This window comes from Limibacillus sp., assembly GCA_037379885.1.
Taxonomy (GTDB): domain Bacteria; phylum Pseudomonadota; class Alphaproteobacteria; order Kiloniellales; family CECT-8803; genus JARRJC01.
On the sequence record JARRJC010000004.1, the window covers coordinates 87309 to 104033 of the forward strand.

Consider the following 16725-nt stretch of genomic DNA (forward strand, 5'->3'; position numbering starts at 1 on the left):
TAAAGGAGCCAGCCCGCCGGGCCGCCTTTCCGTCTAAGCCTTAGGCCGCGTTGATGCGGGTCCAGGCCTCGTCGATCACGCGCTTGCGCTCCTCACCGAGGTAAAGCGCGCTCTCGCAGTTGGCGATGGTCTCGTCCGAGGGGAAGATCGCAGGATTGTTGCGATAGTCCTCGGAGCAGATCTCGCGGGCCGCGCCGTTGGCGGTGGCGTAGTAGATGAACTCCGCGATGTCGCGCCCGACCTCGGCGTCCAGGATGAAGTTGATCATCTTGTGCGCGTTCTCGGGGTGCGGCGCGCCCTTGGGGACCGCCAGCGTGTCCTGCCACAGCAGGGAGCCCTCGGACGGCACGACATAACCGATGTCGTCGTCTTCCTCCATGACCTGGAGAATGTCGCCGTTCCACTCCACCGTCAGGTCGACCTCGCCGGACAGCAGCAGGTCCTGCCCGTTGTCCTCGGCGATGGTCTTGACGTGACCCTTCTGCGCGATCAGCAGGGCTTCGGCCTCGGCGATCTGAGCGGGGTCCTTGGAGTTGAAGGAATAGCCCAGATACTTCAGCGCCATGCCGATCATGGAACCGGCCTCGGACAGCCAGGCGATGCGCCCGGAGTACTGGTCGCTATCGAAGACGGTCTTCCAGCTGCTGGGAACCCCGTCCACGCGGGACTTGCGGTAGCCCAGACCCATGGTGCCCCACATGTAGGGCATGGTGTACTTGCGGCCCGGGTCGAAGTCGGCGTCCTGGAAGGAGGGGCTGAGGTTCTTCTTGTTCGGGATCATGGAGTGATCCAGCGGCACCAGCATCTCGGCCAGGATCATCTGCTCGGCGTAGTCGTTGGTCGGCACGATCAGATCGTAGCCCGGATTGCCGCCCTTCAGCTTGGCGAAGAGCTCGTCGTTGTCGGCGAAGAGGTCATAGGTGACCTCGATGCCCGTCGCCGAGGTGAAGTCGGAGAGCGTGTTCTCGCCGATGTAGGTGTCCCAGTTATAGAAGTTCAGAGCGGCTTCCTCGGCGCTCCAACCCTTCTTGGGAAGGATGGTCAGGCCCGCGGCGGCAGCGCCGGTTCCCGCCAGGAACGAGCGGCGCGACCACGGCTTGCGATGGAATTTCGTCATGATGTCTTTTCCTTTTCCCTGTTCAAAGTGCCATGAGGCTCTTGGCTGCTCCCTTTCGGCTTCCGGGGAACGTCGAGCGTCCTTGATCCCGGCTGAGCGGCAGCCCGTTTACTTACGCTTGGGTCTGCCGACAATCTTGCCGCAGCGCAGCGAACTGTCAATTGTCCAGAATTAAAGCTGTGTCCGCCGGTCACCCCTTCTTCATTTCCTCGACGTAGCTCAAAAGGTCTTCCAGCTTCTTCTCGTCGAAATCGAAGGGCGTCACGTGGGACGGGGCGAGACTTGGCGATTCGATCCCCGGCATGCGCACGAAGACCTGGTGGGGCCGCCTGACGAAGAAGGTCTCGAAGCGCTCCCGCCAGTCCGTCATGCGCAGCAACCCGTCGAAGGACGGCGTGGAGTTGAGGCCGCCATAGCGGTTGTAGTCGCCGATCACATGACAGCGTGAGCAGTGCTCCTCCGCCAGACGCCGCCCCGCCTGCGGATCGCCGTCCGCCAGCGCGGGCGCTGCTGCAAAGAATCCTGCCAAAAGGAGTGCTCGTATCGGAAGCCGCATGGTGCCGGAATGCTAGCCCCAAGCCCCTGACCCGGTAAAGAGCGTCACGCCCGGAGGTAACGCGCCGCCGCCTCCAGGTCTTCCGGCCGATTCGTGTTGAAGAAAGGATCGAGCGGCCCCGCCGCCGTCGCCACTTCCTCAAAGGCCACCTCGACGAGGTCGTAGCGCGCCGTCCAGCGGTCGACCTTGCGGATCTCCTCTTCGACCATGGCCGAGCGCAACTCAGAGCGCAGCGCAACCGGCCAGAGGCCCACCACCGGATGGCTCCGGCCAAGGCTGCTGGCGCAGGCCATATCGGCCCCGGATTCCCGGACCGCCGCCATCAACCTTCCGGCCAGATCCTCGGGCAGGAAGGGGGCGTCGCCCGGCGCCGAAAGCAGCCAGTCGCAATGCGGCGCGTTCTCCGCCGCCCAGTCCAGGCCGCTCAGGACACCCGCGAGCGGCCCGGCGAACCCCTCCACGCTGTCCGCGGCGACCGGCAGGCCGAAGGCGGAAAAGCGGTCCGGATCCCCGTTGGCGTTCAGCACCAGGGCATCGACCTGCGGGCGCAGTCTTTCGACGATGTGCTGAAGGATCGGCTTGCCGCCCAGGTCGCGCAGGCACTTATCGCCGCCGCCCATGCGGCGCGAAAGACCGCCGGCCATGATCACGCCGCAGACGCCGCCGGTCATGACTCCCGCCGGCTCCCCTTGCGGGCGTGGCGCTCGTCCTCCTCATCGAAGGCCGCGCCGTCGAAAACGATGCGCTCCTGACCGGACAGCGCGACGAAGCGTTTGCCCTTGGCCCGGCCGATCAGGGTAAGGCCCGCCTGCCGCGCCAACTCCACGCCCCAGGCCGTGAAGCCCGAGCGCGAGACCAGGATCGGGATGCCCATCTGCACCGTCTTGATGACCATCTCGGAGGTCAAACGTCCGGTGGTGTAGAAAATCTTCTGGTCCGCCGAGAGCCCGTTCATCAGCATGTAACCCGCGATCTTGTCGACCGCGTTGTGGCGCCCGACGTCCTCCATGTAGATCAGCGGGCGGTCCTCCTGACAGAGCACGCAGCCATGAATCGCCCCGGCCTCCAGATAGAGGCTGGGCGCGCCGTTGATCTTGCGCGACAGCTCAGCCAGCCAGGAGGTCTTGATGCGCGCGTCCGGGTCCAGCCGGACCTCGTCGAACTTTTCCATCAGGTCACCGAAGACCGTGCCCTGGGCGCAGCCGGAGGTCCGGACCTTCTTCTGGAGCTTTTCTTCGTAGTCGGTCTCGCGCTCGGTGCGCACCACCACGACTTCCAGGTCGTCGTCGTGATCGATGCCGGTGATGACGTCGTCGGGACGCAGCATGTTCTGGTTCAACAGGTAGCCGACCGCCAGATAGTCCGGATGGTCGCCGATCGTCATCATGGTGACGATCTCCTGCCGGTTGAGGTAGAGGGTCAAGGGCCGCTCCACCACGACGCGGGTATCCACCGCGTTTCCGTCCTGATCGATGCCCGACACCGTCTCGGTTAGCGCCGGGTCTTCAGGGTCCGGACGCAGCAGGAACTCGGCGAGATCGGCCGCGCTGGCCGCCTTCGCGGTGCCCTTGCGCAGGCTGCTCTTGGCGTCCGAGGCGGCGTGGGCGGAGGCTTCTGGCTTGCTGTGCGACATGGCTGAAATATGCGCACTCCCGCCCGGCGCGGCAAGCGCTGGCTGGTCCTTGGGGCCGGCCGCCTATTTCCGCCAGAAAAATTATGGTCGTATCGAAAACGCGGGAGGCGTATAAACAGCGCCCGAATTGGTAATACCAAACAAAAAGGGGGCCGCCCCACGGCCTCCCCGGGAGAGAACGGCACCATGAAGATCGAGGGCAAGGAAGTCCTTCTCTGCAACTGCGAACACAGCATGCCGCTGGACGGCAAGAAGATTGCCAAGGCCTGCGCGGCCGCCGGCGCCGAAGGGGAGCTGACCCTGGCCAGCCAGCTTTGCCGCAGCCAGGTCCAGAACTTCCAGAGCGCCCTTTCAGCCAACCAGAAGGTGCTGGTGGCCTGCACGCAGGAATCGCCGCTCTTCGCCGAACTGGCCGATGAGATGGGCTACGAAGGCGAACTGGGGTTCTTCAACATTCGCGAACTGGCCGGCTGGTCCGAGGAGGGCGGCAAGGCGGACGCCAAGATCGCCGCGCTCAGCGCCGCCGCCGCCGCCGATCTTAAGCCCACGCCCACGATCACCTTTGAGTCCGAAGGCGTCTGCCTGATCTACGGCAAGGGTCAGGATGCTCTGGAGGCGGCAGCGCAGCTTGCCGACCGGCTGGAGGTCACGGTGGTTCTGACCGGCGAGGAAGAGGTAATCCCGCCGCGCCGGGTCGAGGTGCCGATCTTCAAGGGCCGCATCACCCAAGCCAAGGGCCACCTGGGCGGCTTCGCGCTGAACCTGGACGGCCACGCCGCCGCCGAGCCCTCGGCCAGGGCCGCGCTCAGCTTCGGGCAGGCGCGCAACAACGTCTACAGCGAGTGCGACCTGATCCTGGACCTGACCGGCGGCGACCCGCTTTTCACCGGTCATGAGCGGCGCGACGGCTACTTCCGTCCCGACCCCGGCAATCCGGCTGAGGTGATGAAGGCGGTCATGGAGATCGCCGATCTGGTCGGTGAGTTCGAAAAGCCCCGTTACGTCAGCTACGACTCCTCGATCTGCGCGCATGGCCGGAGCCGGAAGGTCGGCTGCACGCGCTGTCTCGACGGCTGCCCGGCCAGCGCGATCCGCTCGCTCGGCGACACCGTGGAGATCGATCCGCATCTCTGCGCGGGCTGCGGCGTCTGCGCCTCGGTCTGCCCGACCGGCGCCGTCACCTACCAGCTGCCCGCGGGCGACTCGCTCTTCATGAAACTGCGCACGCTCCTGAACGCCTACCACAAGGCCGGCGGCAAGCAGGCTGTGGTCCTGCTTTACGACGAGCGCCATGGCGCAGAGCTGCTCTCGCTCGCCTCGCGCTTCGGGGCGGGCCTGCCTGCCCGCGTCCTCCCGCTCGCCGTCAATGAGGTGACGGAGGTCGGCATCGACTTCTTTTCCAGCGCCTTCGGCTTCGGCGCGGACCGCGTCGCCATCCTGGCCGGGCCGGAGAAGAAGGGCGAGCTCGACGGCCTGGCGGGCCAGATGGGTCTCGCCGAGACGATCATGGAGGGCCTGGGCTACAACGAGGACGACGGCCACGCCCGTATCGCCCTGATCGAAGAGCGGGATCCCGAAGCCCTCTCTACCCTGCTCGCCGGCCTGCCGCGCGGCGGCACCGCCAAGCCCGGCGGTTTCCTGCCCATGGGCGGCAAGCGCAGCCGCACCAACCTGGCGCTTGCCCATCTGCACAAGGAAGCGCCGCGCGCCCTCGACATTCTGCCGCTTCCCAAAGGCGCGCCCTTCGGCACGGTGAAGGTCGACACGGAAGGCTGCACCATGTGCCTCGCCTGTGTCGGGGCCTGCCCGACCGGCGCGCTGCAGGACGACCCGGACCGCCCCTTCCTGGGGTTCAGGGAGGACGCCTGCGTGCAGTGCGGTCTCTGCAAGAACACCTGTCCGGAGAGCGTGATCTCTCTCGAACCGCGTCTCAATTTCACCGAGCAGGCGCGCGAGGTGCGCGTGCTGAACGAGGCCGAGCCCTTCAACTGCATCCGCTGCGGCAAGCCCTTCGCGGTCGCGCAGTCCATCGAGACGATCCTGGACAAGCTGGCCGACAAGCACTGGATGTTCATGGGCGGCGCTGCCGCCGACAAGATCAAGATGTGCGAGGACTGCCGCGTCAACGAGCAGTTCTCGGGCGAGAACCCCATGGCCTCCGGGCAACGCCCGGTCACGCGCACGACTGACGACTACCTTCGCGAACGCAACAGCGGTATCCTCGACGACGAGGAGTAGGACCTGGGAGGGAGCCCGTTCATGGCCGCGACGCTGGACCGCCGCTTGCACGCCTACCGCGACGATCTGGCCGACGCCGCCTTGAAGGGACAGGTCGAGGCAACCCGTTTCGTCGAACCGCAGTTCCGTCAGGTTTGCGCCGACCGCGCGCCGCTGCGCCGGGCGCCCAATCCCGACTCCGAGCAAGAAGCTGAAGCCATCTTCGGCGAGCGCATGCGGCTCTTCGAGGAACAGGACGGCTGGGCCTGGGTGCAGAGCGAACGCGACGGCTACGTCGGCTATTGCGAGGCGGACCGGCTGACCGGCGCCAGCTGGACCAGCAGTCACGTGGTCGCGGTGCCGCGCACACCCCTTTTTTCCGGCCCGGGGCTGAAGTACGCGATCCGCCAGTTCCTGCACATGGAAAGCACGCTCGAGGTTCTGGACGCCAAGGACGGCTACCTGCAGACGCCCCACGGCTGGGTCTTCGCCAAGCACCTCTGCACCAAGCGGCAGCACCAGACCGACTACGTCAACAGCGCCCTCCTCTTCATCGGCGTCCCTTATGTCTGGGGCGGACGCTCCAGCCTGGGCCTGGACTGTTCGGGCCTCGTCCAGGTCGTGCTGCAGCGCGCCGGCATCGAAGCGCCGCGCGACAGCGACATGCAGGCCAAGAGCGGCTTGCTGGGCGAGAAGCTGTCGGCCGATATCCTGCCCAAGCGGGGGGACATCATCTTCTGGAAAGGCCACGTCGCCATCGCGCTGGACCAGAACCGCGTGGTTCACGCCACGGGCCATCACCTGGCCGTGGTCGTGGAACCTCTTGAGGACATCGACGAGCGCGCCCGCGCGGAAAGCGGAGAGGGCATCACGGTGGTGCGCCGCCCTCCGGTCAGCTTGAAACCCTAGTTGGTGGGCAGCTAGTTCGTGGGCAGCTAGTTCGTAGGCAGGGGCGGCGGACCGCTGCCGCCACCCTCCTGAGCCTGACAGAGAGCCTCGGCACGGCCCTTGAACTGCCGCGCTTGGTTCTCGTCGATCACGCCGTCGGCCAGCATCTTGTCGATGCCCGCCGCCCGCTCTGCCATGCAGATGGCGACCGGGTCGTCCTTGGAGAGTTCCGCTTGAGGCGGCGGGAAGAAATCCGCCCAATGGATGCGCAGCAACAGGGCGCCGACGGCGATCAGGACGCCCAGCGCCACCAGGCGCGCGCCCTTGCCGTCCAGAAATGAGGTGCCAGCCGTCCCGCTCATGACGATCAAAGCTAGGCGAGCCAGCGTGCGCTGCCAAGGCCCTCATCCTCTTTGGAGCCTGGAATATGGGCTGGCGCCGGAACAGGCGGATAATTCCGCAGAATTTTTGGGGGTGAAGCAGCGGTTGTCTGAGGCTATCCTGCGTCCCACCTATGAAAGGCGGCCCCGAGGCAAACGAGCCGCCTGGCAACGCACGACCGAGGAACACCAGAGGATTCGAATGACCAGCATGATCGACCCCTTCGGCCGCAGCATTGAGTATCTGCGGGTTTCCGTGACGGACCGCTGCGACTTCCGCTGCGTCTACTGCATGGCCGAAGACATGACCTTCCTGCCCAAGAAGGAGATCCTCAGCCTTGAGGAGCTGGACCGCCTCTGCACCACCTTCGTGAACCTTGGCGTCCGCAAGCTGCGCATGACCGGCGGCGAGCCGCTGGTGCGCCGGAACATCATGTGGCTGTTCCGCCGTCTGGGCCGCCACCTGGAGAGCGGCGCTCTCGACGAATTGACCCTGACCACCAACGGCAGCCAGCTCTCGCGCTTCGCTGAGGAGCTCTATGACTGCGGCGTGCGCCGGGTGAACGTCTCCCTCGACACGCTCAATGCCGACAAGTTCGTCGCCATCACCCGTTGGGGCAAGTACGACAAGGTTATGGAGGGGCTGGAAGCCGCCAAGAAGGCCGGGCTCCAGGTCAAACTGAACGCCGTCGCGCTCAAGGGCGTGAACGACGACGAGTTCGATCATATGGTCCAGTGGTGCGGCGATCAGGGCTTCGATCTGACCTTCATCGAGGTCATGCCGATGGGCGACATCGGCGGCGAGGAACGGGTCGACCAGTACCTGCCGCTCTCCCAAGTCCGCGCCCAACTCTCGGAGAAGTGGACGCTGGAGGAGATCGACTACAAGACCGGCGGCCCGGCCCGCTACGTCCGGGTCAAGGAGACCGGCGGGCGAATCGGTTTCATCACGCCGCTGACCCATAACTTCTGCGAAAGCTGCAACCGCGTGCGGGTCACCTGCACCGGCATGCTCTACATGTGCCTCGGTCAGGACGACGACGCGGACCTGCGCGAGCCCTTGCGGGCCAGCGACGACGACAGCCTGCTCGAGGACAGCATCCGTGCGGCCATCGCCCGCAAGCCCAAGGGCCATGACTTCGTCATCGACCGCCGCAATCAGCAGCCCGCCGTCGCCCGCCACATGAGCGTGACCGGCGGCTAAGCGCGCCCGCCCAGTCCCTTGCGCAGTCCCTTGCGCAATCCCTACTGCTGTTCTGAATGCTCGCCGGCCGGGTCCAACACGACCCGGTAGGTGAAGCTCTTGCCGTCCGTGGCCGTGATGGAGGTGAAGCCCATCATGTAGGCGAGGTCGAAGAAGGTGTAGTCCTGCTCCAGCGCCGGCTGGTTCTGAAAGGCCGGCAGCAGACGCGCGACCGCGGTCAGTTGCGCAAAGAAGGCTCGGGTCCGGTAAGCCGTCTCCATCTGCCCGTCGTAGAGCGCCGTGAAGATCAGGCTGTCGTCCTCCCCGCCCTTGGTGAAGGCCACGACCTGGGCGGGATAGGCCTTCTTGCCCTGATCGGCGCTGATGCCCGTCACGAAGGCAATGCGGAGCTGGCGGGAGGCCTGGGGCAGCCTCTGGGCGCGCGGCTCGTAGTTCTCCTGCACCGTCACCTCGGGATAGTAGTACCCTTGATAGCGATGGTCGGCGCGTGCCTCCGGACTGGAGAGGATCAGCAGGAAGGCGGCGGCCAGAAGCGCTGAGAGCGAGGTGCGGGTCACGGCGGGCATCTCCGGTTGGGGTCAAGAGCTGTTGCGTGGGGCAGTCTGCCCCAGCCGGACGCCCCGGCAAAGCCCGCTCTGATCAGCGCTTTTCGATGCGCCGCACGAAGTCCTCGAGAATCATCTCGTAGAGGGCATCCTTCAGGACGGCGTCATCGACGCCATTGTCGAGGTTGGGGTTGTCGTTGATCTCGATGACATGGACGCATGTCTTGCTATGCTTGATGTCCACCCCGTAGAGCCCGTCGCCGATCAGGTTGGCGGCCTTCAGGCCGAGCTCAACGACCTCGGGCGGCGCTTCCCCGACCGCCCAGGTCTTGAAGCCGCCCTCCTCCACCCGGCCGTCCTTGTGGTGATGCACGATCTGCCAGTGCTTGCGGCTCATGAAGTACTGGGAGACGAAGATCGGCTTGCGGCCCAAGACGCCGACCCGCCAGTCGTACTCCGTGTACATGAACTCCTGCGCCAGGATCACGGCGGAGCGCTTGAAGAGCTTGCGGGTCACCTCTTGCAGCTGGGCGCGGTCCTCCACCTTGAAGACGCCGCGCGAGAAGGAGCCATCGGGGATCTTGAGGACCGCGGGGTAGCCGATCTCCTCCTCCACCCGCAGCACCTGGGCCCGGTCCACGATGATGGTGCGCGGGGCCGAGAGTTTGTGCGATTGAAGCAACTCGGCCAGATAGACCTTGTTGGTGCAGCGCAGGATCGATTCGGGATCGTCGATCACCGGGATGCCTTCGTGCGCGGCCTTGCGGGCGAAGCGGAAGGTGTGGTTGTCGATCCCCGTGGTTTCGCGGATGAAAAGCGCGTCGTACTCGGCCAGACGCAGATAGTCGCTGCGCTCGATCAGCTCGACGGCGACGCCGTGGGACGGGCCGACCTGCTGGAAGCGTTTCAGGGTCGCCGCCGAAGACGGCGGCAGCGCCTCGTTCGGGTTCTGCAGGATCGCCAGGGTGTAGCGCGGCTGCTGGCGGGCCTTGGGCTGGCGCCACTCGGCCCGGGTGTGCCGCTCCAGGCTACCTGTGAAGAAGTCGAACTCCTCCGGGCTCAGCGCCCCCACCGAGAGCGGCTGGAGATGGGAGATGCGCCAGCGCTCTTCCTTGACCGCCGTCACCCGCAGCAGCGGACAGCGGAAGCGGTCGAAGAGCGCGCGGGCAAAGGATCTGAACCGCCCGTCCAGCGGCTCTCCGAAGGAGATCACCAGGGAGAAATCGCTGCGTGGGGCTTGCGGCAGCTTCTCGATGCACTCCCGCAGCGCTGCGTTCATGTCGGGCAGCTCCACGCTGTAGAGCGTCTTGCGCGAAAGCCCCAGGATCGTCGCCACGGTCGGGACCACCTTCTGTCCGCGCGCCTCGGCCAAGAGGGAGACGTAGTAGCCCAAGTCCATGTAACCCAGATCGCCGGACAGATTGACGACGCGCTGGTTGCGCTGGTTGTAGCGGCTGGGATCGGTCACGTACTCGCGCATGGTGACCGCATTGCCCGTCGCCTGGGCCCATTCCTTGTCGGCTTCCTGCTCGACGACGATCAGATGACTGGGCATGGGGTCTTCAGGTCTCCTTCTTGCGAAGCACCACGGCGCTGGAGAGGCGCTCGGCGCCATAACGCGCCATGCGGTCCAGCTCCGCCGCGGTGACAGGCATGTTCGCGGATTCAAGGCGCCCGCGCCGTTCCTTCCGGTCGACGAAGGGATCGTGCAGGAAAAAAGTGTCGCCGTGGTAGCCGGTCACTAGCACCCAATGGGGCACCTTCTCGCCCCAGATCCGGTAGCTGCTCACCAGCAGCAGCGGGGCCGCGCCCTCATCCAGCAGGCTGCGCAGGCCGGACAGCGAGAGACGGCGGTGGCGCACCGGGATGCGCGCCGCCTTCACCTCGCGCTGAAAGTCCTGCTGCACGAGCCGCATGGCCTCGCGCTTGCTCTCGCTGCGCACCGATTGCAGGAACAGCAGACCGGGGTCGGTGACCAGGATTTCCGCGTCGAACCCGCGCCGCCGGGCCGCCAGCGCCAGGCCGTAGGGACCGCAACCGCCATGCCCGGAGGTCATGAAGATCAGGGTCGCCTCGCGCCAGATGCGCAGCTCTTCGGTCGGGCTCGGCTTCATCTTGGAGTCGAGCGCGGCCATGGCCATCAGCAGGGCGGCGGGCCCGCAGGTGAACTCCAGCCGCTGTTCATAGAAAGGCGCGCGCGGCGGACTGGCGCCCCGAGCCTCCTCGGCCAGACGCTTTTCCATAAGAACCGCGTCGGCGTGATCCTCATAGTAGTCGGCCTTGATGCCGAACTCGCGGTATCCGGCGGAACGGTAGAGCGCGAGGGCCGCCTCGTTGTCGCGCCTCACCTCCAGCCGCAGATAGGCTCGGTCCTCCTCGCGCGCGGCCTCCTCCAGCTCGGCGATCAACAGCCGGGCGATTCCAAGTCCCCGCGCCTCTTCGGCGACGGCAAGGGAATAGAGCCGCGCCAGCAGCGAGCGGCCGCGCAGTAGGACCAGGCCGTAGCCCAGCACCCTGCCGTCCTGCTCGGCCACGCGGAAAAGCGCGTGCCCCCGCTTCAGGAGACGCTGGAAGGAGCGGCGCGACAGGCGGTCGCCGGGGAAAGCTCCGGCCTCCAACGCCAAGAGAGCGTCGATGTCGCCCGCGCGCGCCGGGCGCAGCAGAAGACCCGCCCCGCCAGGTTCCCTCGCGGCGTCTTCTTTCCTCTTGGTCTTGGCGGCGGCGGTCATGACGGCGGCCAGCGTTCCCTCGTTGGTTTCCCTGCCGGGCCAAAAGGGCCGGGCGGAGAGGCAGGACTATGCGCAGAAGCGCGCTTTCCTGTCTCATGCCGATTGTGAATGGCTGAACCTTCAGGTCCAGCGATTTCGGCATGGCGCAGTCGCGTGCAGAAAGCGCGTTCAGGGCCGGTGGCGTTTGCCGCCGCGGCGGCTATACTCGCCGGCGAAGGGCCTGGACGCGCGTCCGGGCCGAAAAGGCAGGAAGCGCAGGTCCAGACCATGAAGTTCGCCATCGTCGCCGCCGACAGCGATGAAGCCCAGGAAGCCAAGGTCCGCTTAAGCCACCGCTACGGCAGCGTTGCACCCAAGGACGCGGATGTGATCGTCGCCCTGGGCGGCGACGGCTTCATGCTGGAGACGGCGCACGAGCATCTGGGCAGCGGCAAGGCCGTCTATGGCATGAACCGCGGCACGGTCGGTTTCCTGATGAACGGCTACGATGAGGAGAACCTGGAAGAGCGCCTCGCCACCGCCGAACAGGTCAAGCTGCACCCGCTGCGCATGCACGCCACCACGATCGGCGGACAGTCGGTGGACGCGCTCGCGATCAACGAGGTCTCGTTGCTGCGCGAAAGCCGTCAGGCCGCCAAGATCCGCATCTTTGTCGATGGCGTGCAGCGCCTGGACGACCTGATCTGCGACGGCATCCTGCTCTCCACACCGGCCGGCAGCACGGCCTACAACCTCTCGGCGCACGGGCCGATCATTCCGATCGGCACGCCGCTTCTCGCTATGACGCCGATCTCCGCTTTCAGGCCGCGGCGCTGGCGCGGCGCGCTGCTGCCGCATAAGGCGGCTGTGCGCTTCGATATCCTGGAGGCAAAGAAACGGCCGGTCTCCGCGACGGCGGACTACACAGAGGTCCGCGATGTCGCCTCGGTCGAGATCTATGAGGACCGCAAGGAGACCGTGGAGCTGCTGTTCGACCCCGAACACAATCTGGAAGAGCGCATCCTGCGCGAACAGTTCCTCCCCTAAAGCCTCAGAAAAAGAAAGCGGCGCCGGGGGGAATCCGGCGCCGCAAGGGCCCTGGGGAGGGCGGATGCTTCTCCAGAGGTCAGAGACCCTCCCCGGACAGGGAAGACGGGTGGGCTCACTCCCTCCAGAAAGGCTTGGAGACCTCCAGGCGGCGAGCAACCTCGCTCATGCCCATATCGGCGAGCAGGCGGTCGTCCAGGGTGCGGAGATGACGGCGCATCTCGTAACGCTGCTGCCAGACCGTGAGCAGGACCAAGGCGCTCTTGATCTGGGCCAGAAGGCTGCTCGGCAGCTCGGCGATGAAACCGGCGGTCTTCTGGCTGGCAGCCTCGCAACGGCTGGCGGAAACGTCCTTGTACAAGCTGGTCATGGCTAAATTCTCCTAACTCTTGCTTTAGAAGCGCCTTCCCCTGGACCCATTTCCGGGATCGGCGCCTAAAGCCTGCTTACGGGTATGAATTTGGCCGATGATGACAAAAGGAACAAACGATGTTATTTCATCATTCGGATTAGTTTTTCTTATGGACAAGACATGGCCCGACGCCTGCCCTCCCTGAACGGACTGCGCGCCTTCGAGGCCGCCGCGCGCCACCTCTCCTTCACCAAGGCGGCGGAGGAGTTGAACGTCACGCAGGCCGCCGTCAGCCACCAGGTGAAAGCGCTGGAGGAACGTCTGGGGCTCCAGCTCTTCAAGCGCGGCAACCGCTCCCTGCTGCTGACCGATGCGGGTCAGGCCTATCTGCCGGCGCTGCGCGAGGCCTTCGACGCCATCGCCCTGGCGACCGACCGCGTCACCTTGCGAAGTCAGGAGGGGCCTTTGCGGATCTCCTCGCTGAACTCCCTGGCCGCCAAATGGCTCATGCCGCGCCTGCCCCGCTTCCGGGAGCGCAATCCGGGCATCGATATCCTGATCCACACCTCGGACACCTTGGTGGACTTCGCGCGCGACGGGATCGACATCGGCATCCGCTACGGCAAGGGGCAGTATCAGGGATTGATCTGCGACTACCTGATGGGCGACGTCTGCTTTCCCATGTGCAGCCCGCAACTGGTGGAGAAGAGCGGTCATCCGCTGAAGCATCCGGCCGACCTGCGCCACCATGTGCTCTTGAGCGACGACGCCCCCAACGTGCCGGGCATGCCGGATTGGCGCATGTGGCTGCGCGCCGCCGGGATCAGGGACCTGGACCCCTCCTCCGGCTACGCCTACAGCGATTCGGCCATGATGGTGCAGGCCGCGGTGGAGGGACAGGGGGTCGGCCTCTGCCGCTATTCCATCGCCGAGCTGGACCTTGCCGCCGGCCGTCTGGTGAAGCCCTTTGATCTGGAAATCGCCTCGCAGTACTCCTATTACTTGGCGATCCCGCCGGCCAATCTTCAGTTGCCCAGGGTGAAGGCCTTCCGGGAGTGGATCCTGGAGGAAGCCCGCAACCGCCCGGTGGGCAGCGGCGCCAGCCCGAACGACCAGACCCCGCCGCCCGAGAACAGGAGTCAGCCTTGAGCGACGCACCCCTTGAAGAGTCCTCCACCCTCAGCGCGGACGGCCGCGCCTGGGTCGAGCGGCTGATCGGCTTCGACACCACGAGCCGCAACTCCAACCTGGAGCTGATAGAGGACGTGAAGGGCTATCTGGCCGGTCTCGGCGTCGAGGCGGAGCTGGTCTACAACGAGGAACGCTCCAAGGCGAACCTCTACGCCACCATCGGGCCGAAGGACCGGCCCGGCATCGCCCTTTCCGGCCACACCGACGTGGTGCCCATCGACGGACAGGACTGGGCCAGCGACCCCTGGAAGGTCATCGAGCGCGACGGCAAGCTCTACGGGCGCGGCACCAGCGACATGAAGGGCTTCATCGCCCTGGTCCTGGCTAGGCTCCCGGCCTTTCTGGAGCGCGAGCTGCAAACGCCGCTGCACCTCTGTTTTTCCTATGACGAGGAGGTCGGCTGCCTGGGCGTTCGCCCGCTGCTGGAGTTCCTGAAGGCCCAGCCGGTCCGCCCGCGTCTTGCGATCATCGGCGAGCCCACCTCCATGCAGGTCATCACCGCGCACAAGGGCAAGCTGTCCCAGCGCTGTCAGGTGACCGGCTCGGAGGCGCACTCCTCCCTCGCGCCCTTTGCCGTCAACGCGGTGCAGCAGGCCGCGCGGCTGGTCTCCTTCCTGGCCGATCTGGCCGAGGAGAAGGCGCGGCAGGGCCCCTTCGATCCCGCCTTCGACGTGCCCCACACCACGGTCCACACCGGCATCATCCACGGCGGCCAGGCGCTCAACATCGTGCCGCGCGACTGCTACTTCGACTTCGAGTTCCGCAGCCTGCCCGGCGAGGACCCGGAAGTTCTGTTCGAGCGGGTCAAGGCGCGCGCCGCCGAGATGGAGGCCGAGATGCAGGCCCGCGTTCCCGGCACCGGTTTCTCCTTTGAGAAGATCTCCGCCTTCCCCGCCCTCGACACGCCGCCGGATGCCGAGGTGGTCGAGCTGGCCAAGTCCCTGACCGGCGCCAACGACACGGCGAAGGTCGCCTTCGGGACCGAGGCCGGGCTGTTCAGCGAGGCCGGCATCTCCTGCGTGGTCTGCGGGCCCGGCTCCATCGAGCAGGCGCACAAGCCCGACGAGTTCGTGGAGATCGAACAGCTCGCCGCCTGCGAGCGTTTCCTGGACCGGCTGCTGGAGCGGGTTCGTGCCTGACGCCACCACCCGGCCTGACCCCGCCACACGGCCTGACGCCGCCATCCGGGGCGTGGTCTTCGACCTGGGCAATGTCCTGATCGAGTGGAACCCGCGCCGCCTCTACCGCAAGCTCTTCGCCGACGAGGCGGAGATGACCTGGTTCCTGACCGAGGTCTGCCACAAGGACTGGAACCTGGAGCAGGACCGGGGCCGCCCCTGGGCCGAGGGCATCGAGGAGGCCTGCGCGCGCCACCCCGACCGGCGCGCGCAGATCGAGGCCTACCACCGCCGCTGGGAAGAGACCATGGGCGGCGCGATCGAGGGCTCCGTTGCGATCCTGAAGGAGCTGAAGGCGGCGGGCCTGCCGGTATTCGCGCTCACCAACTGGTCGGCGGAAACCTTCCCGGTGGCGCTGGAGCGCTTTGACTTCCTTCAGTGGTTCGATGCCCGGATCGTCTCCGGCGAGGTCGGCGTGGTTAAGCCCGAACCGGCGATCTACCGCCTGATGATCGAGCGCTCGGGCCTGCCCGCCGGCGCCCTCGCCTTCATCGACGACGGCCCGCGCAACGTGGCGGCGGCCGAGGCCATGGGCCTGACGGGTCTGGTCTTCACCGGCGCGGACAAGCTGCGCGCCGACCTGAAGGCGCTGGGCCTGCCGCTGGCCTAGGCGAACTTGGCCGACAGGCCGCCATCCACCACCAGTTCCGTGCCGGTCACGTACTTCGCTTCGTCCGAGGCGAGGAAGAGCGCGGCATGGGCCACGTCCCAGGCGTCGCCCATCTTGCCGGTCGGGCACTGGGCGTCGCGCACGGCGATCATCTTCTCGATATCGCCCTCGCCGTAGATGCCCTTCAGCGGCTCGACGATCATCGGCGTGTTCATCAGGCCCGGCAGCACGCAGTTGGCGCGGATACCCCTGGCCGCGTACTCCAGCGCGATGCCCCGCGTGAAGGGCAGGATGGCGCCCTTGGTGGTGTAGTAGGTGATGTAGTCGACGCCGGTGTAGCGGATCGCCGCGACCGAGGAGATGTTGACGATGGCGCCCTTGCCTTGCGCCTCCATGACCGGCAGCACCGCCTTGCAGGTCAGGAAGAAGGACTTGAGGTTCACGTCCATGACCCGGTCCCAGGCCTCCACCGGCAGCTCGGCGATGGGCCGCGTCTCCAGGATGCCGACATTGTTGTGCAGCACGTCGATGCGCCCGTAGCGGTCCCGGCACTCGGCCACCAGGGCCTCCACCGCCTTGGGGTCGGAGACGTCGGCGGCGTGGGCCTGGGCCTCGCCGCCCTCCTCCCGGATGACGGAGACCGTCTCCTCGGCGGCCTCGGGCTTCAGGTCGACGCAGAAGACCTTGCCGCCCTCGCGCGCATAGAGCGCCGCCGCCGCCTTGCCGTTGCCCCACCCGGGACCCGAGGAGCCCGCCCCGATCACCAGACAGACCCGATCCTTCATCCGCTCGCCCATGACGCGCTCCCGACGTTTTCTGAAAACCTCACTCTTCTATGCCAAAGAAGACGCCAGGAGGAAAGGTGACGAACCGCCCCCGGACGCGCTATAGGGAAACCCCACCCGAAAGGGTCAGGCCGCGTGGTGGAATTGGTAGACACAGCAGACTTAAAATCTGCAGCTCCGAAAGGGGCGTCCCGGTTCGAGTCCGGGCGCGGCCACCAGACTTAGCAGCTATCCGCCGCTCGACCGCCGCTCGCCGCCAACGCTATGGGGCCTAGGGCGAGGCTGGATTCGCTGGCTCTCACTTGCGTTTCACC

Annotated in this window: 17 protein-coding genes and 1 tRNA gene; 8 read left to right on the forward strand and 10 right to left on the reverse strand. The window is 66.3% G+C overall.

Annotated features, from left to right (window positions below; genetic code table 11):
* Nucleotides 1-40: 40 nt before the first annotated feature.
* The 4 genes from P8X75_02785 to fdhD all read right to left on the reverse strand — a co-directional run bounded on the left by P8X75_02785 (nt 41) and on the right by fdhD (nt 3306).
* Nucleotides 41-1117, reverse strand: a complete 1077-nt coding sequence (locus tag P8X75_02785; GenBank protein ID MEJ1994126.1) for a spermidine/putrescine ABC transporter substrate-binding protein — start codon at nt 1115-1117, stop codon at nt 41-43.
* Between the two features lie 190 nt (nt 1118-1307).
* On the reverse strand, nt 1308-1646 hold the full coding sequence (locus tag P8X75_02790; protein ID MEJ1994127.1) for a hypothetical protein: 339 nt from the start codon (nt 1644-1646) through the stop codon (nt 1308-1310).
* Nucleotides 1647-1717: 71 nt separating this feature from the next.
* Nucleotides 1718-2344: a molybdenum cofactor guanylyltransferase MobA gene (gene mobA / locus P8X75_02795; GenBank protein ID MEJ1994128.1), complete on the reverse strand. Its 627-nt coding sequence runs from the start codon at nt 2342-2344 to the stop codon at nt 1718-1720.
* Nucleotides 2341-3306: a formate dehydrogenase accessory sulfurtransferase FdhD gene (gene fdhD, locus P8X75_02800; GenBank protein ID MEJ1994129.1), complete on the reverse strand. Its 966-nt coding sequence runs from the start codon at nt 3304-3306 to the stop codon at nt 2341-2343. Before fdhD ends, mobA begins: the two co-directional genes overlap by 4 nt.
* A 186-nt stretch (nt 3307-3492) precedes the next feature.
* Here fdhD and P8X75_02805 point away from each other — a divergent pair, with 186 nt between their 5' ends.
* Nucleotides 3493-5544 carry a 4Fe-4S dicluster domain-containing protein gene (locus P8X75_02805; protein MEJ1994130.1) on the forward strand — a complete coding sequence of 684 codons (2052 nt, stop codon included), beginning with the start codon at nt 3493-3495 and terminating at the stop codon, nt 5542-5544.
* A 21-nt stretch (nt 5545-5565) separates the two neighbouring features.
* The gene (locus P8X75_02810; GenBank protein MEJ1994131.1) at nt 5566-6432 is read left to right on the forward strand and encodes a C40 family peptidase; all 867 of its coding nucleotides are present in this window, start codon (nt 5566-5568) and stop codon (nt 6430-6432) included.
* 26 nt (nt 6433-6458) lie between these two features.
* Here the strand turns inward: P8X75_02810 and P8X75_02815 are convergent, their stop codons facing one another.
* Nucleotides 6459-6773: a hypothetical protein gene (locus tag P8X75_02815; protein MEJ1994132.1), complete on the reverse strand. Its 315-nt coding sequence runs from the start codon at nt 6771-6773 to the stop codon at nt 6459-6461.
* A gap of 229 nt (nt 6774-7002) precedes the next feature.
* Between P8X75_02815 and moaA the strand changes: the two genes are divergently transcribed.
* Nucleotides 7003-7995, forward strand: coding sequence for a GTP 3',8-cyclase MoaA (moaA, locus tag P8X75_02820; protein MEJ1994133.1), 993 nt, complete (start codon nt 7003-7005; stop codon nt 7993-7995).
* Nucleotides 7996-8036: 41 nt separating this feature from the next.
* Here the strand turns inward: moaA and P8X75_02825 are convergent, their stop codons facing one another.
* From P8X75_02825 to rimI, 3 genes are all read right to left on the reverse strand, one after another.
* Nucleotides 8037-8552, reverse strand: a complete 516-nt coding sequence (locus tag P8X75_02825) for a hypothetical protein (protein ID MEJ1994134.1) — start codon at nt 8550-8552, stop codon at nt 8037-8039.
* An 82-nt stretch (nt 8553-8634) separates the two neighbouring features.
* Complete coding sequence (locus P8X75_02830) at nt 8635-10095, reverse strand: RimK family protein (protein ID MEJ1994135.1); 1461 nt, start codon at nt 10093-10095, stop codon at nt 8635-8637.
* A 7-nt stretch (nt 10096-10102) separates the two neighbouring features.
* A complete protein-coding gene (gene rimI / locus P8X75_02835) occupies nt 10103-11269 on the reverse strand; it encodes a ribosomal protein S18-alanine N-acetyltransferase (protein ID MEJ1994136.1) in 1167 nt (388 codons plus the stop codon).
* A gap of 267 nt (nt 11270-11536) precedes the next feature.
* Here rimI and P8X75_02840 point away from each other — a divergent pair, with 267 nt between their 5' ends.
* The gene (locus P8X75_02840) at nt 11537-12295 is read left to right on the forward strand and encodes an NAD kinase (GenBank protein MEJ1994137.1); all 759 of its coding nucleotides are present in this window, start codon (nt 11537-11539) and stop codon (nt 12293-12295) included.
* Between the two features lie 115 nt (nt 12296-12410).
* Here the strand turns inward: P8X75_02840 and P8X75_02845 are convergent, their stop codons facing one another.
* Nucleotides 12411-12665, reverse strand: a complete 255-nt coding sequence (locus P8X75_02845; protein ID MEJ1994138.1) for a DUF1127 domain-containing protein — start codon at nt 12663-12665, stop codon at nt 12411-12413.
* A 162-nt stretch (nt 12666-12827) separates the two neighbouring features.
* Here P8X75_02845 and P8X75_02850 point away from each other — a divergent pair, with 162 nt between their 5' ends.
* Genes P8X75_02850 through P8X75_02860 form a run of 3 tightly spaced genes read left to right on the forward strand, consistent with a single transcriptional unit; the run spans nt 12828 to nt 15626 of the window.
* Nucleotides 12828-13796 carry a transcriptional regulator GcvA gene (locus P8X75_02850; GenBank protein ID MEJ1994139.1) on the forward strand — a complete coding sequence of 323 codons (969 nt, stop codon included), beginning with the start codon at nt 12828-12830 and terminating at the stop codon, nt 13794-13796.
* A complete protein-coding gene (gene argE / locus P8X75_02855) occupies nt 13793-14977 on the forward strand; it encodes an acetylornithine deacetylase (protein MEJ1994140.1) in 1185 nt (394 codons plus the stop codon). The genes P8X75_02850 and argE overlap by 4 nt, the downstream gene beginning before the upstream one ends.
* On the forward strand, nt 14970-15626 hold the full coding sequence (locus tag P8X75_02860; GenBank protein MEJ1994141.1) for an HAD family phosphatase: 657 nt from the start codon (nt 14970-14972) through the stop codon (nt 15624-15626). The genes argE and P8X75_02860 overlap by 8 nt, the downstream gene beginning before the upstream one ends.
* Here the strand turns inward: P8X75_02860 and P8X75_02865 are convergent.
* Nucleotides 15623-16423: an SDR family NAD(P)-dependent oxidoreductase gene (locus P8X75_02865; protein MEJ1994142.1), complete on the reverse strand. Its 801-nt coding sequence runs from the start codon at nt 16421-16423 to the stop codon at nt 15623-15625. The genes P8X75_02860 and P8X75_02865 overlap by 4 nt on opposite strands.
* A gap of 117 nt (nt 16424-16540) precedes the next feature.
* Here P8X75_02865 and P8X75_02870 point away from each other — a divergent pair.
* Nucleotides 16541-16629: transfer RNA gene (locus P8X75_02870), tRNA-Leu, on the forward strand.
* Nucleotides 16630-16725: the final 96 nt, after the last annotated feature.